This is a genomic window from Tistlia sp. (assembly GCF_040905785.1).
Lineage (GTDB): Bacteria > Pseudomonadota > Alphaproteobacteria > Kiloniellales > DSM-21159 > Tistlia.
In genome coordinates this window covers 37,128-60,272 of the sequence record NZ_JBBDQW010000078.1, presented here as the reverse complement: position 1 = coordinate 60,272, position 23,145 = coordinate 37,128, and the positions used below count along the sequence as shown (strand labels likewise).

The window sequence follows — 23,145 nt, the reverse complement described above, 5'->3', positions numbered from 1 at the left end:
CCAAGCGGCCGCACGATGGGGCCTCTAGTCGATCAACTGGGCGCTTTCCACGACCTCCTGGCCCGTGACGGGCGGCCAGCAGGTCATGCCCTCACCGGCGGCGCGGCTCGCGATGCGCATCAACTGGTCCGCCTCCAAGGCGTAGTCCCGGACCGCAGCGGCGAACCAGTCCCGCTGCAGCCTCATCACCTCGGCGGCGTCACGGCACTGGGCGAGCGATGCCTGGATCTCGGCGTCCGCCTGCCGGCGCGCGGCGGCGAAGCGCCCCAGCTCCGCCTGCCAGGCCAGGCAGGCCTGCGCCCAGATCTCGCCAGACCGCGCGACCGCTTCGGCAATCGAGAGCTCGAGCGGCACCGTCGGAATCCCTGCGAAGGCCGCAGCGTCGTTTGCTGGCGACTGGTTCCTGGCTGCATTCTTCGTCATGGGGCGATCTCCCTGTGAGGCCTCGATCGCCCTCCGCCGGCGCGGCCGGCCGCGGTTCGGACCCGACGGCGCGGCCAGAGGTCTCAGGCGGACCTGACCTTGATCTTCTTTTCCGCCGTCTTCGCCGCTGCCGTCTTCGGCAGCATGACGGTCAGGACACCGCTCTTGAACCGCGCCTCGATCTTGTCCGCCTCGACGCCGTCGGGCAGGCGGAAACGCCGTTCGAAGGAGCCGTAGCGCCGCTCCGAGAGGTGATAGTCCTTGCGCTTCTCTTCCTTTTCTTCCCGCTTCTCGCCGCGGATCAGCAGGCTGCCGTTGGTAAGCTTGACCTCGACGTCCTTCTCCTCGATGCCCGGCAGTTCGGCGGTCAGTTCGTAGCGGTCGTCCGTTTCCGCGACGTCGATGGCCGGCACCGTCGCCGACCATCCGGCGACCGGCTGCGCCAGCGGCCTGGCTGCGGCGAGGGATCGTCCGAACGGCAGCCGCCAAGCGCCCCGGCCGACGTCGTCGAACAGCTGGTCGATCTCCTCCCGCAGGCTCTCGAGCGGCTGCCAGATGGTCGGCGCCGACGGCTGTTCGGCGGCTCGCGTCGTGGGCTTGGCCGGTCCACTCGAAACGGGGGCATCCTTTTTCATGGCAGACTCTCCCTGGACGATGCTGTGCCGATCAGGGCAGTCTGGTCGTGGTCGCGACGGCCGGCATTGATGAGGATCAAAAGCGGGCGCAGGATTTGGAAGCGGCCCATCGGGTCCGAACGAGGGCGGCCGTGGTAGCCTTGCGGGAGTGGGCCGGCTGCCGGCCCCATGCACTCGGGGAGCCAGCGATGCGGGTCTTTGCGAATCGCACGGCGGCGGGGCAGGCGCTGGCGCAGCGCTTGCTGGATAAGCGCTATGCCGATCCGGTGGTCCTGGCGCTGCCGCGCGGCGGCCTGCCGGTCGCGGCGGAGGTCGCCCGGGCGCTTGGGGCGCCGCTCGACCTCGTACTGGTGCGCAAGGTCGGTCTGCCCTGGCAGCCGGAACTGGCTGTCGGCGCCGTCGTCGACGGCGAGCGGCCCGAGTTCGTCGTCAACGAGGCGACGAGAAACCTAGTCGAAGCGCATCCGGAGACCTTCGCCGGGATCGAGGCGCGAGAGCTGCGCGAGATCGAGCGGCGGCGGCGGCTCTACCTGAAGGACCGGCCACGCGCTCGCATCGCCGGCGCAACCGCGATCGTCGTCGACGACGGCTTGGCGACCGGCGCCACGGCGCGGGCGGCGCTCAAGGCGCTGCGCCGCCAGCGGCCGGCGAAGCTGGTGCTGGCCGTGCCGGTTGCGCCGCCCGACACGCTGGCCGCCCTGGCGCCGGAGGCCGACGAGATCGTCTGCCTGGAGGCCCCGGATCCCTTCCATGCGATCGGCGAGTTCTACCGCGATTTCGGCCAGCTGGACGACGCGGAGGTGCAGCGCTATCTGGCAGCCTTTCCGGTCTCGGGTCCGGCGACGAGTCCGGCGGGGGGGCCGCGGCAGAGCGACGGGGGGGCGGCGCGATGAAACTCTTCGCGCTCGACGCCAGCCGCTCCTTCGGCGAGGCCGTGGCCGACGCGCTCGGTCTGCCGCTCGCCGCCCACGAGGAGCGGGAGTTCGAGGACGGCGAGCACAAGGCGCGGCCACTGGAAGGCGTGCGCGGCGCCGACGTCTATGTGGTGCAGAGCCTGCACGGCGGCCCCGAGCAAAGCGTCCACGACAAGCTGGTCCGCCTGCTGTTCTTCCTGGCCGCGCTGCGCGACCAGGGCGCCGGCCGGCTCACCGCGGTCGTGCCCTATCTCGCCTACGGCCGGAAGGACCGCCGCACCAAGGCGCGGGATCCGATCACCACGCGTTACGTCGCCCAGCTGTTCGAGGCGGCCGGCATCGACCGCATCGTCACCCTCGAGGTCCACAACATCGCGGCCTTCGAGAACGCCTTCCGATGCGAGACCGTTCACCTCGACACCCGGCCGATCTTCGCACGGGTCGCGCGGACTCTGGCTGGCGAGGGGGAACTGGTCGTCGCCTCGCCGGATCCGGGCGGGGTCAAGCGCGCCCAGCTGTTCCGCGAGTACCTCGAAGCCGATCTCGGCCGGCCGCTCGAGGGAGCCTTCCTGGAGAAGCGCCGCACCGGCGGCGTGGTCACCGGCGAGCGGGTGGTCGGCGAGGTGGAGGGCCGCACCGTGCTGGTGATCGATGACCTGATCAGCACCGGCGGCACCATGGCGCGGGCGGCCCGGGCGTGTCGTGCGCTCGGTGCGCGGCGGGTCCATGCCCTGGCGGCGCACGGCCTGTTCGTCGGCGAGGCTTCGCAGGCCATGGCCGATCCCGCCCTCGACCGCAGCTTCGTCAGCGACAGCGTGCCGCCCTTCCGCCTCGCACCCGAGCTGCTGGAGCGGCGTGTCGAGGTGGTGAGCGCGGCCCCGCTCTTCGCCGAGGCGCTGCGCCGCCTGCACGACAACGGCTCGATCAGCGACCTGCTGGCGCTTCCGGAGGCCTGAGCAGGGCGGCCTCTGCGAGGTCGAGGTAGCGCCGCGCCAGCGGCTGCCATTTCTCCGGCTCGCGCGGCGAGGGCTCGAGCAGGTGGACCAGGGTGAGGCGCGCCCGCACCAGCGCCCGGAAGGCGAGGTAGAAGGCGTACAGGCCCGGCGACGGCCGTCCGCCGATTCGCGCGGCGACCGTCTCGACCAGCAGCGGCCCGATCCAGTCGGCGCCGAGCCGCCGGCACTCCATGTCCAGGAAGGCCAGCTCGTCGTAAGGGTCGACCAGGCGGAGCGTCCGGTTGAACTCCAGGCAGTCGATGATCACCGGCGGGTCGGTCAGGCAGACGTGCTCCGGCCGCAGGTCGCCATGCCCCTCGACGATCCTCCCGCCTGCCGCGCGGGCGCGCAGGGCGTCGGCCTGCTCTTCCAGCGCCGCCTCGACAGCCTGGAGCAGGCGCTCCCCGCGGCCGTGGTCGAGCATGAAGTCGCGCGCGGTGATGATCGCCCGGTTGAGGGCCTGCTGCCGACGCAGCTCGGCGAGATGAGCCTCGGGCGCCACCTCGGGACGTTCTGCCTGCTGATAGAAGTCGGCGAGGCGGTTTCCGACCGCCTCGATCTGCGCCCGCGATACCCGGCCGCCGGCGAGCGCGGCGTCGAGCATCGCCGCCTCCGGCAGCCGGCGCATCTCGACCAGCCAATCCACCACCTCGCCGGCGGCTCGCTCCGGCTCGCCGAGCGCGAGCCTGCCGTCGGAGCCGCGAACCAGGGGGCGCACGCCGAGGTAGACCTCCGGAGCGAGCCGGCGGTTCAGGCGCAGCTCGGCACGGCAGTTCGCCTCGCGCGCCGCCAGAGTCGAGAAGTCGAGATAGGGATAGCGCACCGGCTTCTTGAGCTTGAGCACGCGCTCGCTGCCGATGCAGACCCAGGACATGTGGGTCTCGCGCAGCTCGCCGCCCGCTTCCGAGGCCGCGAGCCGGCGCAGGAAGGCGACCTTTTCGGCGGTCGCCCCCGCCGCGCCCGGCCGCTCGGCAGGGAGCCGGTCGTTCGGATCGGTCTGGATTAGGGACTTGCCCGTCGGCTGCGTCACAATGGCGCTTCGCTTCTGCTGCAGGATCGCGCGGCGATGAGCATAGCGCAGACCCTCCTTGTGGGTGACAGGCGGCTCGAGGGTTTTCTGACGAGGCCGGCGGCGGCCAGCGGCCTGGTCGTTTTCGCCCACGGCTCCGGCTCGGGCCGCTTCAGTCCGCGCAACGGGTATGTCGCCGAGCGGCTGAACCGGGCGGGCTTGGCGACGCTGCTGTTCGACCTGCTGACGGAGGCCGAGGCGGCCGACCGTGCCAGGGTCTTCGACATCGCCCTGCTCGGCACGCGCGTCTCCGAGGCGGTCGAGTGGCTGGCCGGCGAGCCGGCGGTGGCCGGCCTGCCAGTCGGTGTGTTCGGTGCCAGCACCGGCGCCGCGGCGGCCCTGGTGGCGGCCTCCGCCCTGCCAGAGCGGATCGCCGCGGTGGTTTCGCGCGGTGGTCGGCCGGATCTCGCCGGTGCTGCCCTGCCGCGGGTGCGCTGCCCGACGCTGCTGATCGTCGGCGGTGCCGATCCGGCCGTCCTCGACCTCAATCGCGCCGCCGCGGAACGGCTGGTCTGCGAGACGCGGCTGGAGATCGTGCCGGGCGCCACGCACCTCTTCGAGGAGCCGGGCACGCTCGACCGGGTCGTCGCCCTGGCGACCGACTGGTTCCGGCGGCACCTCGGCAGGGCGACGGGCGGCGTGCGGGACGAGGAGCCGCCCGAACCGCAATGATGGCGGCAGCCAGGAGCAGCGAGAGTCACCTGCCGACGGCCCGATCGACGGCCGCGGCGAGGTCGCGCAGCGCCTCCGACACCACCGCCTCGTAGCGCGACGGGCCCTCGAGCCGGGTCAGGGACTCGGGCAGACGGCTAAGCTCCTGGGCAGAGTGCTCGCGAACCTCGCCCAGGCTGGGCAAGGGCGCGATCAGGCTGCCGGCCCGCATCACCGGCCGCAGCAGCGCCTCGCCCTCGGCGGTCTCCTCGGCACGGGTCAGCCGGTCCCCGGCCAGGCGGCCGGCGGCGTCGAGACGACGATGAACCTGGGTCGGGCCGGGCCAGTAGGCCTTCTTCTCGGAGCGCTTGCGGCGCGGGCTGCCGTCATAGGCCTTGAGCTTGTAGGCGCAATCGAGGCCCGGCAGGTCTTCCGAGGTGACCAGGCTGGTGCCGATGCCGTAGACGTCGATCGGCGCGTCCCGAGCCGTCAGGGCGGCCAACTCATCCTCGTCCAGGCCGCCGCTGGCGACGATCTGGACCTCGCCCAGGCCGGCGCCGTCGAGAATCGCGCGCACCTTGCGGGCGTGCGCCCCAAGGTCGCCGCTGTCTAGACGCACGCCGCGGGTCACGATGCCCTCGGCGGCAAGCGTCGGCGCGATCCTGGCGACCGTCGCGGCCGCCCGCTCGGTGTCGTAGGTGTCGAGTAGGAAGACCGTCTGGTCGGGGCGCGCCCGGGCGAAGGCCAGGAAGGCCTCGGCTTCGCTCTCGAAGGCCTGAATGTAGGAGTGGGCCATGGTGCCGTAGAGCGGGATGCCGAAGTGCTGCCCGGCGGGCACGCTCGCTGTGCCGGCGAAACCGGCGAGGTAGGCGGCGCGGGCCGCGAGGAGGCCGGCCTCGCCGCTGTGGGCGCGGCGCAGGCCGAAGTCAACCAGGCTCCTGCCCGGTGCCGCCAACACCATGCGCGCCGCCTTGGAGGCGACCAGCGTCTGGTACTGCAGGAAGTTGACTAGGCGCGTCTCGACCAGCTGCGCCTCGGCGATCGGCGCGGTGATCCTGATCAGCGGCTCGTCGGCGAACACCAGCGTGCCCTCGGGCAGGGCCTCCAGGTCGCCGGTGAAGTGGAAGCCGGCGAGGTAGGCGATCAGCTCCTCCGAGAAGCGGCCGGACTCGCGCAGCCAGGCGATCTCCCGCTCGCTGACCCGTGCCTCGAGCAGGAAGCCGACGACCTGCTCCAGGCCGGCCGCCATCAGGAAGCCGCGGCTTGCCGGCAGGCGACGCACGAAGAACTCGAAGACCGCCGTGCCCCGCATGCCGGCGGAGGCATAGGCCTCCAGCATGTTGAGCTGATAGAGGTCGGTCAGCAGCAGGCTGCGGCCGTAGTCGATGTCGGGCAGGGCAGTGGTCATCTGGCGATCAGCCGGCGAGATCGGCGGCACGGAGGCGGACGGCGCCGGCGCTCTGCATCGCCGTCTGCGCGGCGGCCAGGGATCCCTCCAGGTCGATGGCGCGGCAGGCGTCTTCCACGATGACGGCCTCGAAGCCTTCGCGCCTTGCGTCCTCGACCGACCAGCGCACGCAGAAGTCGGTCGCCAGCCCGGCGAAGAACAGGCGCCGGAAGCCGCGTTCGCGGAGGTAGCCGGTCAGGCCGGTGGGCGTGCGGCGATCGTTCTCGCAGAAGGCGGAATAGGAGTCGATGTCGCGCCGGAAGCCCTTGCGCAGGATCAGCTGGGCGCGGTCGGCGGCGAAGTCGGGGTGAAAGGCGGCGCCGGGCGTGCCCTGCACGCAGTGGTCCGGCCACAGCGTCTGCCGACCGTAGGGCGCCTCGATGGTCTCGAAGGGCGCACGGCCCGGCCGGGTGGAGGCGAAGGAGAAGTGGTCGCGCGGGTGCCAGTCCTGGGTCGCGACGACGTGCTCGAATCCCTCCATCAGGTGGTTGACCAGCGGCACCACCGCGTCGCCCTCGGGCACGGCCAGCGCCCCTTGCGGCATGAAGTCGTTCTGGAGGTCGACGACCACCAGGCAGTCGGCGGCCGTCGGTCGGAACCTGGTCATGCTGCCTCTCCCGTGACCGTTGTCTGGCTCGACCGATCCGCGATGGTAGCCGGCAAGCGCCTGAGGGGCGACCACTCCCCTTCGGCGGTCATCCTCCCTCCTGGTTCATCAGCAGCAGCGGGCAGCGAAGCTGGCGCAGGACGGCACGCAGCTCGGCGCCCTGGCTCAGGAGTGCCGCGCCGGTCTCGCTGACCAGCAGGCGCGCCCCGCTGCGCGCTGCGATCGCCGCCACGCTGTGCAGCGCGGCCGAGCCTTCGACCCCTCGCAGCCGAACGCCCGGCGCACCGGCCGCGAGCCCCGGCGGCAGTCGTGCCGGCGCCCCGGCCAGGAAGATCTCGATGGCACTGCCCGGGCCTCCGGCGAGCCGCTGCAGCACCGGCAGGATCCGCTCGGCGCCGGCCGCCGAGCCCACGACCGCCACCACGGGCCCGGCGGCCGCCGTCGGCTGCGCCTGGGGCAGCAGGATGCCGGCGGTGCGCAGCGCCGCCTCCTGCAACGTTTCCATCAGATCCCGCCCGGCCAGACGCCGCAGGGATCCGGCATAAAACAGCAGGTCGTCGGGCAGCGCCCGGCGGAAGGGGTCGAGCGCGTGGCCGCGCAGGACCTCGACCTCGCGTTCGCCCGCCCCGACGAGGGTCCCGGCGAGTGCCGAGAAGTCCCGCCGGACGGCGGCCAGGTTGCGCGCCAGCTCGGCGTTCAGCGTGCGGCTGTCGATCGGCCGCAGACGGCCGCTGACCCTGCCGATCTCGGCGCTGTTCGGCAGGGCCGCCAAAGCCATGAGATCACTCTCCTCGACGAAGACGCAGGCGAGCTCGGAGCCAAGCGACCGCGCCAGCTGCGCCGCTTGCGCCAAGGCCGCGCGACCGTCTGCGTCGGCCAGCAGGCTCATCACGACGCGCCTCGGTTGCCAGCCGCCCGCCTTGCCGTTCATTCCTCGGCACCCTTCGCTTCCTCGGCCCGTCGGGCAAGCTCCAGGCGCCGCTGCGCCAGGCCGATCAGACGGTCCTCGACCAGTCGGTTGACGGTTTCCGGTGGGAACAGCCCGTCGGCACCGCGCTCTCCGGCCGCCCGCCCGGTCAGCAGCGACACCGCCTGGTCGAGATGGGCAACCGCATAGACCGCGAAGCGGCCTTCGGCGCAGGCCGCCACCACCTCGTCGCGCAGCATCAGGTGCTGGACATTGGCCGCGGGTACGATCACCCCCTGACGTCCGGTCAGGCCGCGTGCGGTGCAGAGCTCGAAGAAGCCCTCGGTCTTTTCGTTGACCCCGCCGATCGCCTGGATCTCGCCGAACTGGTTGATCGAGCCGGTGATCGCCAGGTCCTGGCGCAGCGGCAGCTCGGCGATCGCCGAGAGCAGCGCGCAGCCCTCCGCCGCCGAGGCGCTGTCGCCCTCGACGCCACCGTAGGACTGTTCAAACACCAGGCTGGCGGCGAGGGAGACTGGCCAGTCGAGGGCGTAGCGCGCGGCCAGCAGCCCCGAGAGGATCAGCACGCCCTTGGAGTGCAGCGGCCCGCCGAGCTCGGTCTCTCGCTCGATGTCGACCACCCGTCCGGCTCCGAGACGAACTCTGGCCGAGATCCGGCTGGGCTGGCCGAAGGCGTTGCTGCCGAGCGACACGACGCTCAAGCCGTTGACTTGTCCGACCTTCTCCCCGTCGCTGTCGATCAGCAGGATGTCGCGCACCATCGCCTCCTGGTGCTTTTCGCGCAGCCGGTCGAGGCGCCGGCGAGCAGCGCGCTCAGCGCGCGCGACGTGGGCTGCGGCGATCGCCGGTGCCGCCTCCTGCCGGGCCAGGTGGTCGGCCTCGCGGGCCAGATCGGCGATCGGGCCGAGCCGCACGGACAGGCGCTCGGCATCTTCCGCGAGCCGGCCGCTGTGCTCCAGCAGGCGGGCCACGCCGGTCCGGTCGAAAGGCAGCAGCTGCTCGCGCTTGACCATCGCCGCAATCAGGCGCGCGTAGGCGGTGAGGGTGTCTTCGTTGTGCGCGACCTCGTCGCCGAAGTCGACGGCGACCTTGAAGATCTCCGGGAAGTCGGGGTCCAGCTCGGAGAGCAGATAATAGACCAGCCGCTCGCCGAACAGGACGACCTTGGCCGCGAAGGGGATCGGCTCCGGCTCGAGCGAGACGGTCGAGACCAGGCTGAGATACTCGCCGAGGGACTCGACGACGATGCGGCCGTTGCGAAGCGCCCGCTTCAAGGCGGGCCAGGCGAGGGGCTCGACGAGCAGCCGGTGTGCATCGAGCAGCAGGTAGCCGCCGTTGGCCCGGTGCAGGGCGCCGGCCTTGATCAGCGTGAAGTTGGTGACCAGGGTGCCCATCTGCTGCAGGTGCTCGATCCGACCCAGCAGGTTGGGCAGCGTCGGGTGGTCTTCCTGCACGACCGGTGCGCCGCCGTCATGGCCGTTGCTGACCAGGACGTTGATCTCATAGCGACGCAGCTCCCCCTGCTCCGCGGCATGTCCGGCCTGCAGGGCCTCCTCGACACCCGGGGCGGTGAACAGCCCGGCATTCTCGACAAGGTCCTCGCGCACGGCCTCAAGATGTCGGCCGACCGCCGGCAGGTCGGCGAAGGCCTGCACGAGATCGGCCAGACCGTGGTCGACGGCGACCGCCGCGAACTCCCGGTCGAGTTCGCGCAGCTTCTTCCGGCGCTCTTTGTCCAGTCTTGGCATTCGCTCCAGGACGCCGCGCAGCGTCTCCTGGAGCTCGGTGATGACGCGATGCACCTCGCGCTGCTCCGCCTCCGGCCAGGCGTTGAAGACCTCCGGCTTGACGACCTGCCCGTCGCGCAGCGGTGCCAGGGCGAAGCCCAGAGGCGTATGCAGCAGGGCAACCCCGCGCCGCCCCGCCTCCTTCCGCAGGCCTTCGACTGCCTGTTCCTGCGCCTCCTCGGATTCCTCGTCGATGCCCCGGCGCCGGCGGCGATACTCGTCACTGTCGAAGACGGCCGGCAGGGCGGTGGAAAGATCCTCGATGGCCTCCGCCATGCCCTCGCGAAGGGCCGCGGCGCGCCCGCTCGGCAGGCTCATCGCCTTGGGCCGCTGCGGCAAGTCGAAGTCGTTGACATAAACCCAGTCGGCCGGTGCCGGCCGGCGGGCCGCAAGCTCGACGAGGTAGCGCCGGACCCTGGTGTGCCGACCCGTCGCCGGCCGGCCGAGCACGAAGAGGTTGAAGCCGGCCCGTTCTATCGAGGTGCCGAAGTCGAGGGCTTCGAGCGCTCGCTCCTGACCCAGGAAGCCGTCGAGCGGCTCGAGCTCGTTCGTCGTCTCGAAACCGAACGCGGCAGGATCGCAGCGTCGTCGCAGGCGCGCGGCCGGCAGCGGGACGAGCGCAGGCTCGGCGGCGGACTTCGCCATCTTCTCTCCCTGATTCGAATTGGCTATGTCGTCTCGAGGCCAAAGGCCGCCACTGAAGTCTCAGCCAAGCGGACGCCGGCGGCCTTGCGCCAGATCAAGATAGCCTGCGGGCGGGAACGGCCGTCTTGGTGACGGCGTTCTGGCGATAGGGCGCCCGCAGCCACCGGAAACCGCGGGCGGCCGATTCTCCAGGGTGGCCGGCTTCCTTCCGGAGACGGCCGCCGAACCGCAAACGGAGCGACGAATGCTGAAATTTCTCGGCGGCACCATCGGAATCATCTTCCTGATCGGCCTTCTGGTCGTGATCGGCTTCTTCGCCCTGATCTTCTGAACCTTCGGCTCGCATCCCAGGGCGCCTTTCCTCGCGGCGGCCTCCGGTCCGTCTCGCTCCGCTTCAAGCCGTCCCTCCCGTGAGGGCGGCTTTTTCGTCTCCGCGGAAGACAGGCCTCTCCTCGCCCGTCGCGCGCGTTGCCGCCCGCAGGACCCCCCGGGTCCCGCGGATCGCTCAGATCACCCCGCGCCGAGCGAGGCTGCGCATCAGGGCGCCGGCGCCGAAGCGCCAGGGCTCGCACTCGGGGGCCGGGCGCATGCGGTTGACCAGGGCGCCGAGCTGCGGCGCCGAGATCGTCACCCGGTCGCCGCTCTTGTGGGTGAAGCCGCCGCCCGGCGTGTCGCGGTCCTGGACCGGGGCGAACATGGTGCCGAGGAACAGCACCAGGCCGTCGGGGTAGCGGTGGTTCGGGCCGATCGCCTGGCGCACCAGGTCGGCGGGGTCGCGGCTGATCTTCGACAGCGAGGAGACGGCCTCCAGGTGGAAGCCGTCCTCGCCCTCGACCTCGAGCGCGACGTCCATCCGGCGTACGCTGTCGAGCGAGAAGTCGGCGTCGAAGAAGCGCAGGAAGGGGCCGATCGCGCAGGAGGCATTGTTGTCCTTGGCAAGGCCGAGCAGCAGCGCCGAGCGGCCCTCGAAGTCGCGGAGGTTGACGTCGTTGCCCAGGGTCGCGCCGACCGGCCGGCCGTCGGGCGCGATCACCAGGACCGCCTCCGGTTCGGGGTTGTTCCAGGTCGAGGCGGGGTGCAGGCCGGCGTCCATGCCGCTGCCGACCGCCGAGAGCGGCTGCGCCTTGGTGAAGATCTCGGCGTCCGGACCGATGCCGACCTCCAGGTACTGGCTCCACAGGCCCTGGGCGACCAGCGTCTCCTTGAGCGCCATGGCCTCGGGCGAGCCCGGCGCCAGCCTCGCCAAGTCGCCGCCGACCAGGCTCTCGACCTGGTCGCGGATCGCCGCGGCGTCCTTGGGGTTGCCGCGCGCCCGCTCCTCGATGACCCGCTCGAGCAGCGAGACGACGAAGGTGACGCCGCTCGCCTTGATGGCCTGCAGGTCGATCGGGGCCAGCAGCCAGTCCCGCTGCGGATCCCGACCGTCCGGCGGCGTGTTGGCGGCGATCGGCGCCAGCTCGCCGATGCGCTCGCCGGCGCAGGCGCGCAGGGCCGCCGCCGGGTCGCTCTCGGCCGCCAGGGCGCTGGCGGTCGGCCAGGCCGCGGTGACGTCGAAGACGCCCTCGGGCCGGATCGCGACCAGCGAGGGACCATCCAGGCTGGGTCGCCAGACGCGGCCGCAGAGCGCCGCCTCGGCGGCGTCCTCGGGGAGCAAGCTGGTGATCTCGAGCATCGGCGTCTGTCCCCCCTTGAGGTCGTGATCGAGGCCGCGGGCGTTGCCGGGCGCGCACCGCGACGTTAGCAATGCGCGGGCCGGAGCGACAGGCCGCAAGACCTGGAGCCTGGGCTGCGTCGCCAGCGGGACCGATCAGGAGCAAGCGTACCGAGATGACCGATTCGCCCGAGACCTACCCCGAGATCCGCGAAGCCGTCGCCCGACTCTGCGCGGACTTCCCGGGCGACTACTGGCGCCGCCTCGACGCGGAGCGGGCCTATCCGACCGAGTTCGTGCGCGCCCTGACCGAGGGCGGCTGGCTGGCCGCGCTGATCCCCGAGAGCTACGGCGGCGCCGGCCTGCCGCTCTCGGCGGCCGCCGCGATCCTCGAGGAGATCCAGCGCCAGGGCTGCAACGGCGCCGCCTGCCACGCGCAGATGTACGTCATGGGCACGGTTCTGCGGCACGGCAGCGAGGCGCAGAAGCAGGCCTACCTGCCGAAGATCGCCAGCGGCGAGCTGCGCCTGCAGGCCTTCGGCGTCACCGAGCCGGGCAGCGGCACCGATACCACGGCGCTGCGCACCACGGCCCGGCGCGAGGGCGACCGCTACGTCGTCAACGGCCAGAAGATCTGGACCAGCCGTGCCGAGCACTCGGACCTGATGCTGCTGCTGGCGCGCACGACGCCGCGCGACCAGGCGGCGAAGCGGACCGAGGGCCTCTCGACCTTCATCGTCGACATGCGCAGCGTGCTCGGCAAGGGCCTGACGATCCGGCCGATCCGCACGATGATGAACCACAACACCTGCGAGGTCTTCTTCGAGGACATGGAGGTGCCGGCCGAGAACCTGGTCGGCGAGGAGGGGCGGGGGTTCCGCTACATCCTCTCGGGCATGAACGCCGAGCGCATCCTGATCGCCGCCGAGTGTGTCGGCGACGCCAAGTGGTTCATCGAGAAGGCCGGTGCCTACGCCCGCGAGCGCGAGGTCTTCGGCCGGCCGATCGGCCAGAACCAGGGCGTGCAGTTCCCGATCGCGCGGGCCTACGCCAACATGCGGGCCGCCGAGCTGATGGTGCGCGAGGCCTTGCGGCTCTACGAGGCCGGTGGCAATCCCGGCGCCGAGGCCAATATGGCCAAGCTGCTCGCCGCCGACGCCTCCTTCGAGGCCGCCAACGCCTGCCTGCAGACCCACGGCGGCTTCGGCTTCGCCGAGGAGTACGATGTCGAGCGCAAGTTCCGCGAAACCCGGCTCTATCAGGTGGCGCCGATCTCGACCAACCTGATCCTCTCCTACCTCGCCGAACACGTGCTGGGCCTGCCGCGCTCCTACTGAGGCGCAGGCCGCGCGCCGACGAGGGGGACCCCGGCACCTTCCCCTGCTTCGTCCCGAGCTTGGTCAAGGGACGTGGAAACCCCGTCGGTGCCACGTCCCCGCCGGTGCCTTCACGCACCTCGACAGGCTCGGCACGAAGCGCAGATTCGGACGCCTTCAAGAGTTGCCCGCAAGAGGGAAACCATTGCCCCGCCCCGTCCGTTGGCGGGCAGAGGGCATCGGACGGAGGCCTATCCTATGGCCAAGCCAAGCGGTCGCGACGTCGTGCGGGCGGCGCTGGAGCGCTACCCGAGGAGTCATGCCGAGGAGCTGAAGATCCAGGTCGCCAGGAACACGCCGGCGCCGCTCTATCAATGGCTCTTGGCGTCCCTGCTGTTCAGCGCGCGGATCGGCGCCGCCCAGGCGCAGGCGGCGGCCGCCGCACTGTTCGAGCAGGGCTGGCGGACGCCGGAGCGGATGGCCGCGACCAGCTGGGAGCAGCGGGTCCGGGTGCTGAATCGAGCCGGCTATGCGCGCTACGACGAGAGCACCGCCCGCTACATCGGCGATACCACCGGCCTGCTGCGCGAGCGCTACGGCGGCGACCTGCGTCGGCTGCGCGAGGCGGCCGAGCGCGATCCACGGCGCGAGCGGGATCTGCTGAAGGCCTTCAAGGGTATCGGCGAGGTCGGCGCCGACGTCTTCTTCCGCGAGGTCCAGGTCGCCTGGGACGAGCTCTACCCCTTCGCCGACCGCCGGGCGCTCGAGGCCGCCGGCAAGCTCGGCCTCGAGGCGAACGCCGAAGCCCTCGCCCGGCTCGCCGGCGGCCGCCGGGACCTGCCGCGCCTGCTCGCCGCGCTGGTCCGCCTCGACCTTGCCGGCGAGACCGAGGCGGTGCTGCAGGAGGTCTCCTGAGCGGCGGAGGGCTGCCGCCCCGCGGGACAAAGCCTGCTCGACCTCCGCCTGCGGCTCTGGCAGGTAACCTGCAGCGGCGGAGGAAGGCGGGGGCATGTTCGGCATACGCGACGTCGAGATGGTCGGGGAGGTGGTGCGCGCCGGCGGCTTCCGGGCGGCGGCACGGCGTCTCGGGCTCGCCCAGTCCGCGATATCGGCGCGTCTGGCGGCCCTGGAGAAGCGGCTCGGCATCAAGCTGTTCGAGCGCGCCGGGCGCGGCGTGCGCCTGACCGCCGCCGGCCGCCGTTTCCTGGAACAGGCCGAGCGCCTGATCGCGGCGCGCGACCGCATCGTCGACGAGCTGGCGGCGACCGCCGATCTGGTCGGCACGCTGCGTATCGGCGTCGCCGAGACCGTCGTCCATACCTGGCTGCCGGCGATGCTGACCCAGCTACGGGACGCGCTGCCGCGGATGCGCTTCGAGCTCGCGGTCGACACCTCGGCGGAGCTGCGCCGCAAGCTCGCCGGCGACGAGCTCGACTTCGCGATCCTGATGCGGCCGCTGGTCCCCGCCGAGGCCCGGCAGTTCGACATCGGCGGCATCGAGATCTGCTGGGTGGCGGCGCCGGGCCTGGCGCTCCCCGAGGGCCCGCTCGCGCCGGCGGACCTGGCGCAGCGGCCGATCGTGACCTTCCCGAAGAGCACGCCGCCCTACCGGGAAATCGAGCGGCTGCTCTCGGATCCCGGCCTGCCGGTACCGCTGCTGCACGGCTGCGCCTCGCTGTCGACCATCGCGCACCTGGTGCGCGACGGCTTCGGCATCGGCACGCTGCCCCGCCGCATGGTCCAGGCCGACCTGGCCAGCGGCGCTCTGCGGGAGCTGCGGGTCGTCGAGGCGGCGCGGCTCGAGGCGCTCGACTTCGTCGCCGCCTACCTGCCGGGGCGCAACGACCGGCTGGCCGAGGTCCTGGTGTCGGCTGCGCGCGCGGCGGCCGCGGCCGATTCATGACCGAGACGGGTGATCGTCGAAAGCCGCATGATTGATCTCGTTGAAAGATCAATCACTTATTTATTCGATCGCTTGGCGGGAACATAGATGTCTGGGACGCTTGCCGCTTCTTCACCCGGTCGGGGAGGCCTGTCTCGATGGCTCCGGGAGTTCGGGCAGCGGCCGCGGCGCGCGCAGGCGGGCCGGTCGAGGCGGGCTTCGCGGCCCGCAGCCCCGAGATCGCCCAGGCGCTGCGGCGCCAGATCCGCGACGGCGAGCTGAGCGGCCAGACCAGCGGCCTGGCCGCCGGCTTCCTGCAGGCGAACCTGGCGATCCTGCCGGCCGCGCTGGCCGGCGACTTCCTGCTCTACTGCACGCGCAATCCGAAGCCCTGTCCGCTGCTCGACGTCGGCGACGCCGGCGACCCGATGCTGCCGCGCCTCGGCCGCGACCTCGACGTGCGCCGCGACCTCTCGCGCTACCGCCTGTTCCGCGACGGACGGCATGTCGAGACGCCGCAGGACGTCTCCGCGGCTTGGCGCGACGACCTGGTCGCCTTCGCCATCGGCTGCTCCTTCTCCTTCGAGGACGCGCTGCAGCGCGCCGGCATCGCGGTGCGCCACATCGACGCCGGCCGCAACGTGCCGATGTACGTGACCGCGATCGAGACCCGGCCGGCGGGGCCCTTCGGTGGCCCGCTCGTGGTCTCCCTGCGCTCCTTCGCGCCGGCCGACGCGATCCGCGCCGTCGTGCTGTCCGACCAGTACCCCCTGGCCCACGGCGCCCCGGTACACATTGGCGACCCGGCGCGGATCGGCATCGCCGACCTCTCGGCCCCGGACTTCGGCGACCCGCCGGTCGTCGCAGAGGGCGACATCCCGGTGTTCTGGGCCTGCGGCGTGACCCCGCAGATGGCGATCGGCCGGGCGCGCCCCGAGCTCGCCATCACCCACGACCCCGGCCACATGCTGATCACCGACCTGCCGGCCGACCTCAAGGCCTAGGGCGGCTTTAGACAGAACGATGCGTTTCCCAAGAAGAAGGAGCTGCGACATGAACAGGACCCTCATCACCCTCTCCGCCGCGAGCCTGCTCGCCGCCGGCCTGGCGGCGCCCGCCGCGGCCCAGGACATCCAGGAGGTCGAGCTGTCGGTCGTCGGCAGCTGGAGCGGCCTGCCGCTGCACAAGCAGTTCGAGCGGCCCTTCTGGACCGAGACCTTGCCCCAGGCCTCCGGCGGCAAGATCACGGTCAATCTGACGACCTTCGACCAGATGGGCGTCAAGGGCGGCGACGTGTACCGGCTGCTCGACGAGGGCGTGTTCGACGTCGGCATGACCGTCGCCGACTACACCGTCGCCGACGCGCCGGAGCTCGAGGGGCTGGACGTGCCGCTGGTCGCGACCGACCCGGCCGACGCGCGCGCCATGGTCGAGGCGGCGCGGCCGATGGTCGAGGACATCATGCGCGATCGCTTCGGCTCGAAGCTGCTGGCGATCGCGCCCTATCCGCCGCAGGTCGTCTTCTGCAAGCCCGAGATCGCCGGCCTGAAGGACCTCGAGGGCCTGAAGGTGCGCGGCTCCGGCCGGATGACCACGAAGTTCCTGGAGGCGCTCGGCGCCTCGGGCGTCAACGTCGACTTCTCCGAGGTGCCGGGGGCGCTGGAGCGCGGCGTCATCGACTGCGCGATCACCGGCTCGGGCTCCGGCTACTCGGCCGGCTGGTGGGAGAGCGCTGACTACCTCATGACCCTGCCGCTCGGCGGCTGGGACGCCGTCGTCACGGCGATGAACCTGGAGCGCTGGGAGTCGCTGAACGCGGCGACCCAGGAGCTGATCCAGAGTCAGATCGCCGAGCACTTCGAGGCCGCGGCCTGGGACGCCGCCGCCGGCAACCTGGAGGTCGACATCGCCTGCCTGACCGGCAAGGGCGAGTGCCCGGCCGGCGAGTCCGCGGGCATGACCCTGGTCGAACCCTCGGAGGCGGACACCGAGACCGCCAACCGGGTGCTGCGCGAGACCGTGCTGCCCGAGTGGAAGGAGCGTGCCGGCGCCGAGTGGGCGCAGCGCTGGAGCGACAGCGTCGGCGCGGTCGTCGGCGTGACGATCGACTGAGGCCGGTCGCCGAGGACCGCCGCGAGAGGCCCTGAGGCGTGCCGGATCGCCATAGCGACCTGGTCGCCCGCGTCGCCGCCGCGACGCGGGCGGTCAACAGGAGGATCGCCATCGCCTGCGGCCTGGTCCTCCTGGCGACCGGCGCGCTGATCCTGGTCGAGATCGCGCTGCGCCGGACCTTCGGCGGCGTGCTCGGCGGTACCGACGAGATCTCCGGCTACGTCATGGCGGGGATCGCGACCTGGGGCCTGAGCTGGGCGCTCGCCGAGCGCGCCCACGTGCGCATCGACCTGCTCCAGCGCCGGCTGGCGCCGGCCGGCCGCGCGACCCTCGACGCCCTGGCGCTGCTCGGCGTCGCGGCCGTGGCGGCGCTGGTCACGCTGCATGCCTGGTCGGTGCTGGCGACCAGCCTGGCGCGCGGCTCCCTGGCCAACACGCCGCTCGAGACGCCGCTGTGGATCCCCCAGGCGATCTGGCTCGGCGGCTGGGCCTGGTTCGCCGTCACCGCCTGGCTGCTCGCCGGCTGCCTGCTGGTCGCCCTGCTCGGCGGCCGTTTCGCGCTGGCCGAGGAGATCGGCGGCGCGCAGCAGCAGGAGGAGGCGGAGCCATGATCGGCGGCCTCTCGGTCGGGCTGCTGGTGCTGATGGGCCTGTCGCTTCCGGTCGGCGTCGTGCTCTTCGCCCTCGGCCTCGGCGTCGACAGCTTCTTCTCGCCCTTCCCGCTGATCCGAGGTCTCGGCCAGGTCGTCTGGTCGGCGACCGACTCCTCGCTGCTGATCGCGATCCCCTTCTTCGTGCTGCTCGGCGAGGTGCTGGTTCGCGCCGGCATCGCCGAGCGTACCTACCGGGCGCTCGATACCTGGTTCTCCTGGCTGCCCGGCGGCCTGATCCACGCCAACATCGCGACGGCGACGCTGTTCTCGGCGACCTCGGGCTCCTCGGTGGCGACCGCGGCGACGGTCGCCACGGTCGCCATGCCCCAGGCCCGGCGCCTCGGCTACGACCCGCGGCTCTTCTCCGGCGCGATCGCGGCCGGCGGCACGCTCGGCATCATGATCCCGCCCTCGATCAACCTGATCGTCTACGGCTTCCTGACCGAGACCTCGATCCCGCAGCTGTTCCTGGCCGGCCTGGTGCCGGGCCTCCTGCTGGCGCTCGGCTTCATGGCCGTCTCGGCCGTCCTGTGCTGGCTCTGGCCGGCGCTCGGCGGCGGCGGCGAGCGCTACGGCTGGCGCGCCCGGATCGCGAGCCTCGCCGACCTGCTGCCGATCCTGCTGCTCTTCACCGTCGTCATCGGCTCGATCTACCTGGGCTGGGCGACGCCGACCGAATCGGCGGCGCTGGGCGTGGCCATGGCGATGCTGATCGCCGCCGCCCGGCGCGGCCTCAGCGTCGCGGCGCTGCGCGAGGCGCTGCTCGGCACGATCCGGGTCACGGCGATGATCATGTTCGTGATCGTCGGCGCCTACTTCCTCAACTACACCCTGGCCTCGGCCGGCCTGGGCCAGGCCCTGCGCGAGCTGATGGCCGGCCTGGGGCTTGGGCCGACCGGGACGCTGCTGGCGATCGTGCTGCTCTATCTCGTGCTCGGCTTCTTCATCGAGACGCTGTCGCTGATGGTCGCGACCATCCCGATCGTCGTGCCGATCGTGCTGGCGCTCGGCTACGATCCGGTCTGGTTCGGCATCCTGCTGATCCTGCTGATCGAGATGGCGCTGATCACGCCGCCGGTCGGGCTCAACCTCTACGTCGTCCAGGGCGCGCGCAAGGGCGGCAACCTCGCCGAGGTCATGGTCGGCGCGATCCCCTACGTCGCCGTCATGCTGGTCATGGCGGCCCTGCTGATCGTCTTCCCGGGCATCGCGCTCTGGCTGGGCGGCGGCTGATCGAACAAACCACGGGAGAAACGCGAAGATGGCGGACGAGCTTCAGTTCGAGGTCGAGGGGGAGGGGAGGCTGCGCCTGGAGCGGCGCCAGGGCGTGATCGCCGGCTGGACCGGGCGCGATCCCGCGGCCATCGAGCACCACATCGAGGAGCTGGCGGCGATCGGCGTGCCGCGGCCCTCGAGCGTGCCGCTCTACTACCGGGTCTCGGCCCAGGCCTTCACCCAGGCGCCGGCGATCCAGGTCGTCGGCGACGGCAGCTCCGGCGAGGTCGAGCCGCTGCTCTTCGACAGCGGCGAGGCGCTCTACCTCGGCCTCGGCTCCGACCACACCGACCGCAGCCTGGAAACCTACTCCGTGGCGCTGTCCAAGCAGATCTGCGCCAAGCCGGTGGCGCGCCAGGCCTGGCGCTTCGAGGAGGTCGCGGGGCACCTGGAGCAGCTCGAGCTGCGCTCCTGGATCGAGGAGGCCGAGGGCGCAGCGCGCGTCCTCTACCAGGAGGGCACGATCGCCGGCATCCGGCCCTTCGCCGAGCTGCTGGCCGGGACGCCGGTGGCGGCCGGCGGCGGCCGGATGGCGGCGGGCGCGATGATGCTCTGCGGCACCTTCCCGGTCATCTCCGGCGGCGTGCGCCCGGCGCTCGCCTTCCACATGGAGCTGCGCGACCCGCGGCTCGACCGCAGCATCGCCTGCAGCTATAGGGTCGAGGTCCTGCCGAACGTCTCCTGACACCACGAGAAGGTCCCCGCCATGCCGCTTCCGCCACCCCGCGCGCAGCGCCTGCGCCTCAGCGCCCGCCGCCGGGCCGAGACGGCCCTGGAGCAGGCCGCGGCCCTCGAGCCCCTGACCCTGGGCCGCCTCTTCGCGAGCTTCGACGCGGAGCGCATCCTGGAGGCGGCCGAGGCCGCCGACGCCCGCCGCGCCGCCGGCGAGACGCTGCCGCTGCACGGCCTGACGGTCTCGATCAAGGACCTCTTCGACGAGGCCGGGCAGGTCACCGGCGCCGGCTCGCTCGAGCTGCTGTCGAGTCCGCCGGCCGAGGCCGACGCCGAGGCCGTGCGCCGGCTCCGCCAGGCCGGGGCGGTGCCCTTCGGGCGCACCGCCATGACCGAGTTCGCCTATTCCGGCGTCGGCCTCAACCCGCACTACGGCACCTGCGGCAACAGCCGCGACCCCCGGCGCATCCCCGGCGGCTCGACCTCCGGCGGGGCCGTAGGTGTCGGCCTGGGCCTGAGCGACGTCGCGCTCGGCTCCGACACCGGCGGCTCGGTGCGCATTCCGGCTGCGCTCAACGGCCTCGCCGGCTTCAAGCCCTCCCAGGCCGCGGTGCCGCTGGAGGGCGCCTTTCCCCTGGCCGGCAGCTACGACTCGATCGGCCCCCTGGCGCGCAGCGTGGAGACCTGCGCCGAGGTCCACGCCGTGCTGTCCGGCACCCCCGGCCGGCTCGACCGCGAGGCCGGCGTGCGCGGCCTGCGCCTGGGCGTGCTCGGCGGCCCGCTGCAGGGCGAGCTCGACGGCCAGGTCGCCGCCGACTTCGAGCGCGCGCTCGGCATCCTGGCCCGCGCCGGCGCGGTGCTGCAGCCGGTCGCCGCGCCCTTCCTGGAGAAGGCCGGCTGGTGCAACCGCATCGTCGTCGCGACCGAGGCCCATGCCGTCCACGCCGGGCGGCTCTCGGCGCTGGAGACGAGCGGCGACCCGCGGGTGCTCGGCCGCATCCGCTTCGCCGAGACGGTGAGCGCCGAGGACCGCGCCGAGGCCTACCGCCTGCGCGAGCAGGCGCAGGCCGGCTGGGCCGCCCTGGCCGCCGAGGTCGACGCGCTGCTGCTGCCGACCGTGCCGACCGTGGCGCCGTTGATCCACGACGTGGCCCAGGACTTCGACCGGCTGAACGCGCTGATGCTGCGCAATCCCTCGGCGATCAACTTCGCCGACGGCTGCGCCGCGACGCTGCCGATGCAGGCGCCGGGAGCCCTGCCGACCGGCCTGATGGTCGCCGCGGCCAAGGGCGCCGACTGGGCCTGCCTCGACGTCGCCGCGCGCATCGCCCTGCTGGTCTCGCCGCCGGCCTGAGGCCGGCCCGGACTCTGCCTGCGCGTCCGCTCAGCCGGGGCGTCCGCTCAGCCCGGGCGTCCGCTCAGCCCGGGCGTCCGCTCCGGCCGCCGGCGGCGATGCGGCTGGGCAGCAGCTCGCCGGTGCGCTCCAGCACGGGGTAGGCGGCGGCGGCGACGATGTGCGAGTTGACCAGCTTGACGTCGCGCAGCAGGTCGAGGTGCAGGGCGCTGGTCTGGGCGGTGTCGAGCCGCCCGGCGCGCAGCCGCGTGAAGTGCGCCTCGGTCGCCGCCGACTCGGCGCTGCGGAAGGCGACCTTCTCGTCGGCCAGCAGCCGCGCGGCGCGCCGGTCGCCGGTCATCAGCAGCGAGGCGGCGGTGCGCAGGTTGGCGATCAGCTGGTCCATCATGCCGGTCAGCTCCGCCAGGCCGTCCTTGGAGAAGGCGAGGCCGCGCTTCAGCCGCTTGGCGGCGTGCGGCAGCAGGTTGCGCTCGACGACGTCGCCGGCCTGCTCGAGGTTCATGGCGAAGGTCAGGATCTCGGTGAGCCGGCGGTGGTCGGCCTCGCTGAGGCCCTCGGGGTCGATCGAGGTCAGGTAGGACTTGATCGCGTTGTTCAGGCCGTCGAGCACGTCGTCGAGGCGCTTGGTCTCGGCGATCAGCCGGCGGTCGCCCGTGGCCAGCGCCTCGCGCGCGCCGTGCAGCATCTCCTCCAGGACATCGGCGAGCCGCAGCGCCTCGCGCGCGGCGCCGCCGAGCGCCACCACCGGGGTCCGCTTCGCCGCCTTGTCGAGGTAGAGCGGGCGCGAGGGGTCGCTGGCCGCGCTGCGGTCCGGCAGCAGCCGCTCCAGCAGCCGCGCGAAGGGGTCGAGCAGCGGCAGGAACAGCAGCACCAGCGCCAGGTTGAACAGCGTGTGGAAATTGGCGACGGCGCGCTGCGGGTCGAGCGCCAGGACCAGCTCGGTCAGCGGCTGCAGGGCGGCCATGGCCAGCACCGCGCCGAGCGCGCGCATCAGCAGGTTGCCGACCGGCAGGCGCCGGGCCTTGGGGTCGTCGCCGGCGCCGCCCTCGAGCAGCGGGTTGACCGCCGTGCCGAGGTTGGCGCCGATGACGAAGGCGAAGGCGGCGAGCGGCTCGATCACGCCGTTGAGCGCCAGCGACATGACCAGCAGCACGACCGCGACGCTGGAGTGGGCGATCCAGGCCGCGGCCGCACCGAGGATCAGGTTCAGCATCGGCACGGCGGCCAGGGCGCCGAGCAGCATGCGCAGCTCCGGCGCCCGCTCGTAGGGCTCCATCAGCGCCAGCAGCTGGTGCAGCGCCATCAGCATCAGGCCAAGGCCGATGAAGACCCGGCCGAGATCGTGGACGTGGGAGCCGTTGTCGCGCCGGAACAGGACGACGCCGAGCAGGATCAGCGCCGGCGCGAAGACCGCGACGTCGAAGGACAGCAGCTGCACGATCAGCGTGGAGCCGACCCCGGCGCCCAGCATGACCGCCAGGGCCGGCGTCAGGCGGACCAGGCCGCTCGCGGTGAAGCCGGTGGTCATCAGGCCGGTGGCGGTGCTGCTCTGCAGCGCGGCGGTCACGCCGGTGCCGGCGAGCACGGCCGTGAAGCGGCTGCGCAGGGCGCTGCCGAGCAGCGAGCGCAGCCTGGCGCCGAAGGCGCGCTGCACGCCGGTGCGCACCATGTGCGTGCCCCAGAGCAGCAGCGCCACGGTGCCGGCCAGATGCACGAGGGCGATCGAGAAGTCCATGAGGGGGCGCGCTGTTCCTTGTGAAGCGACTCGGGAAGACAATACTCCCCAATGAGACAGCGCACCAAGGCTGGCCGGGTTCCCTGCGGCGGCGTCCTTCGCGCTTGCATGGTTCGACAAGCTCACCATGAAGCGACGGAAGCGCCTGGCGGGTCGGCGGCTTGGAAACGCGCGGGGGAAGCGTTCGGAGACAGGGTCGACACCCGCGCCCATCCCCGCCGTCGCTTCATGGTGAGCCTGTCGAACCATGCAAGCGTGGACGCGCCTGGCGGGTCGCTGCGGCCTGGAAACGCGCGGGGGAGGCGTTCGGGAGACAGGGTCGACACCCGCACCCACCCCTGCCGTCGCTTCATGGTGAGCCTGTCGAACCATGCAAGCGTGGACGCGCCTGGCGG

General features: G+C 72.3%; 22 protein-coding genes. 13 read left to right on the top strand and 9 right to left on the bottom strand.

The features are described from left to right. Positions 1-24: 24 nt before the first annotated feature. On the bottom strand, positions 25-354 hold the full coding sequence (locus WD341_RS18720) for a hypothetical protein (RefSeq protein WP_368427012.1): 330 nt from the start codon (positions 352-354) through the stop codon (positions 25-27). Between the two features lie 152 nt (positions 355-506). Continuing rightward, entirely contained in the window at positions 507-1,058 is a 552-nt protein-coding gene (locus WD341_RS18715; protein WP_368427011.1) for an Hsp20/alpha crystallin family protein, read from the bottom strand. A gap of 188 nt (positions 1,059-1,246) precedes the next feature. Here WD341_RS18715 and WD341_RS18710 point away from each other — a divergent pair, with 188 nt between their 5' ends. Both WD341_RS18710 and WD341_RS18705 read left to right on the top strand, forming a co-directional pair. After that, positions 1,247-1,951 carry a phosphoribosyltransferase gene (locus tag WD341_RS18710; protein WP_368427010.1) on the top strand — a complete coding sequence of 235 codons (705 nt, stop codon included), beginning with the start codon at positions 1,247-1,249 and terminating at the stop codon, positions 1,949-1,951. Further along, positions 1,948-2,928 (top strand): ribose-phosphate diphosphokinase, encoded by a 981-nt coding sequence (locus WD341_RS18705; protein ID WP_368427009.1) that lies wholly within the window; start codon positions 1,948-1,950, stop codon positions 2,926-2,928. The genes WD341_RS18710 and WD341_RS18705 overlap by 4 nt, the downstream gene beginning before the upstream one ends. On the opposite strand, the gene WD341_RS18700 is transcribed toward WD341_RS18705, so the two are convergent. After that, positions 2,897-3,997 carry a hypothetical protein gene (locus tag WD341_RS18700; protein ID WP_368427008.1) on the bottom strand — a complete coding sequence of 367 codons (1,101 nt, stop codon included), beginning with the start codon at positions 3,995-3,997 and terminating at the stop codon, positions 2,897-2,899. The two genes, WD341_RS18705 and WD341_RS18700, sit on opposite strands and share 32 nt — an antisense overlap. 36 nt (positions 3,998-4,033) lie before the next feature. Between WD341_RS18700 and WD341_RS18695 the strand changes: the two genes are divergently transcribed. Beyond that, positions 4,034-4,708, top strand: coding sequence for a dienelactone hydrolase family protein (locus tag WD341_RS18695; RefSeq protein ID WP_368427007.1), 675 nt, complete (start codon positions 4,034-4,036; stop codon positions 4,706-4,708). A 25-nt stretch (positions 4,709-4,733) separates the two neighbouring features. Here WD341_RS18695 and WD341_RS18690 read toward each other — a convergent pair whose 3' ends face one another. The 4 genes from WD341_RS18690 to WD341_RS18675 form a co-directional block, all read right to left on the bottom strand. Continuing rightward, complete coding sequence (locus tag WD341_RS18690) at positions 4,734-6,095, bottom strand: nicotinate phosphoribosyltransferase (protein WP_368427006.1); 1,362 nt, start codon at positions 6,093-6,095, stop codon at positions 4,734-4,736. Between the two features lie 7 nt (positions 6,096-6,102). Next, positions 6,103-6,741, bottom strand: a complete 639-nt coding sequence (pncA, locus tag WD341_RS18685; RefSeq protein ID WP_368427005.1) for a bifunctional nicotinamidase/pyrazinamidase — start codon at positions 6,739-6,741, stop codon at positions 6,103-6,105. 88 nt (positions 6,742-6,829) lie between these two features. After that, positions 6,830-7,672: a hypothetical protein gene (locus tag WD341_RS18680; RefSeq protein WP_368427004.1), complete on the bottom strand. Its 843-nt coding sequence runs from the start codon at positions 7,670-7,672 to the stop codon at positions 6,830-6,832. Then, on the bottom strand, positions 7,669-10,101 hold the full coding sequence (locus WD341_RS18675; RefSeq protein ID WP_368427003.1) for a Lon protease family protein: 2,433 nt from the start codon (positions 10,099-10,101) through the stop codon (positions 7,669-7,671). Before WD341_RS18675 ends, WD341_RS18680 begins: the two co-directional genes overlap by 4 nt. Positions 10,102-10,294: 193 nt before the next feature. Here WD341_RS18675 and WD341_RS18670 point away from each other — a divergent pair, with 193 nt between their 5' ends. Beyond that, positions 10,295-10,432: a hypothetical protein gene (locus WD341_RS18670; RefSeq protein WP_368427002.1), complete on the top strand. Its 138-nt coding sequence runs from the start codon at positions 10,295-10,297 to the stop codon at positions 10,430-10,432. 174 nt (positions 10,433-10,606) lie between these two features. On the opposite strand, the gene WD341_RS18665 is transcribed toward WD341_RS18670, so the two are convergent. Beyond that, positions 10,607-11,773, bottom strand: coding sequence for a fumarylacetoacetate hydrolase family protein (locus tag WD341_RS18665; RefSeq protein ID WP_368427001.1), 1,167 nt, complete (start codon positions 11,771-11,773; stop codon positions 10,607-10,609). 155 nt (positions 11,774-11,928) lie between these two features. On the opposite strand from WD341_RS18665, the gene WD341_RS18660 reads away from it, so the two are divergent. The 9 genes from WD341_RS18660 (at position 11,929) to WD341_RS18620 (ending at position 21,015) form a co-directional block, all read left to right on the top strand. Further along, entirely contained in the window at positions 11,929-13,089 is a 1,161-nt protein-coding gene (locus WD341_RS18660) for an acyl-CoA dehydrogenase family protein (RefSeq protein ID WP_368427000.1), read from the top strand. A 237-nt stretch (positions 13,090-13,326) separates the two neighbouring features. Continuing rightward, positions 13,327-13,983 carry an endonuclease gene (locus WD341_RS18655; protein ID WP_368426999.1) on the top strand — a complete coding sequence of 219 codons (657 nt, stop codon included), beginning with the start codon at positions 13,327-13,329 and terminating at the stop codon, positions 13,981-13,983. Positions 13,984-14,077: 94 nt separating this feature from the next. Further along, positions 14,078-14,971 (top strand): LysR family transcriptional regulator, encoded by an 894-nt coding sequence (locus tag WD341_RS18650; RefSeq protein WP_368426998.1) that lies wholly within the window; start codon positions 14,078-14,080, stop codon positions 14,969-14,971. 137 nt (positions 14,972-15,108) lie between these two features. Beyond that, a complete protein-coding gene (locus tag WD341_RS18645) occupies positions 15,109-15,954 on the top strand; it encodes a putative hydro-lyase (protein WP_368426997.1) in 846 nt (281 codons plus the stop codon). 49 nt (positions 15,955-16,003) lie between these two features. Continuing rightward, on the top strand, positions 16,004-17,062 hold the full coding sequence (locus WD341_RS18640; RefSeq protein WP_368426996.1) for a TRAP transporter substrate-binding protein: 1,059 nt from the start codon (positions 16,004-16,006) through the stop codon (positions 17,060-17,062). A gap of 38 nt (positions 17,063-17,100) precedes the next feature. Next, positions 17,101-17,673: a TRAP transporter small permease subunit gene (locus WD341_RS18635; RefSeq protein WP_368426995.1), complete on the top strand. Its 573-nt coding sequence runs from the start codon at positions 17,101-17,103 to the stop codon at positions 17,671-17,673. Further along, complete coding sequence (locus WD341_RS18630) at positions 17,670-18,947, top strand: TRAP transporter large permease (RefSeq protein ID WP_368426994.1); 1,278 nt, start codon at positions 17,670-17,672, stop codon at positions 18,945-18,947. Before WD341_RS18635 ends, WD341_RS18630 begins: the two co-directional genes overlap by 4 nt. Before the next feature lie 28 nt (positions 18,948-18,975). After that, positions 18,976-19,674, top strand: coding sequence for a DUF2848 domain-containing protein (locus WD341_RS18625; RefSeq protein WP_368426993.1), 699 nt, complete (start codon positions 18,976-18,978; stop codon positions 19,672-19,674). Positions 19,675-19,695: 21 nt separating this feature from the next. Beyond that, positions 19,696-21,015 (top strand): amidase family protein, encoded by a 1,320-nt coding sequence (locus WD341_RS18620; RefSeq protein WP_368426992.1) that lies wholly within the window; start codon positions 19,696-19,698, stop codon positions 21,013-21,015. Between the two features lie 64 nt (positions 21,016-21,079). Here the strand turns inward: WD341_RS18620 and WD341_RS18615 are convergent, their stop codons facing one another. After that, positions 21,080-22,750 carry a Na/Pi cotransporter family protein gene (locus WD341_RS18615; RefSeq protein ID WP_368426991.1) on the bottom strand — a complete coding sequence of 557 codons (1,671 nt, stop codon included), beginning with the start codon at positions 22,748-22,750 and terminating at the stop codon, positions 21,080-21,082. Positions 22,751-23,145 lie beyond the last annotated feature (395 nt).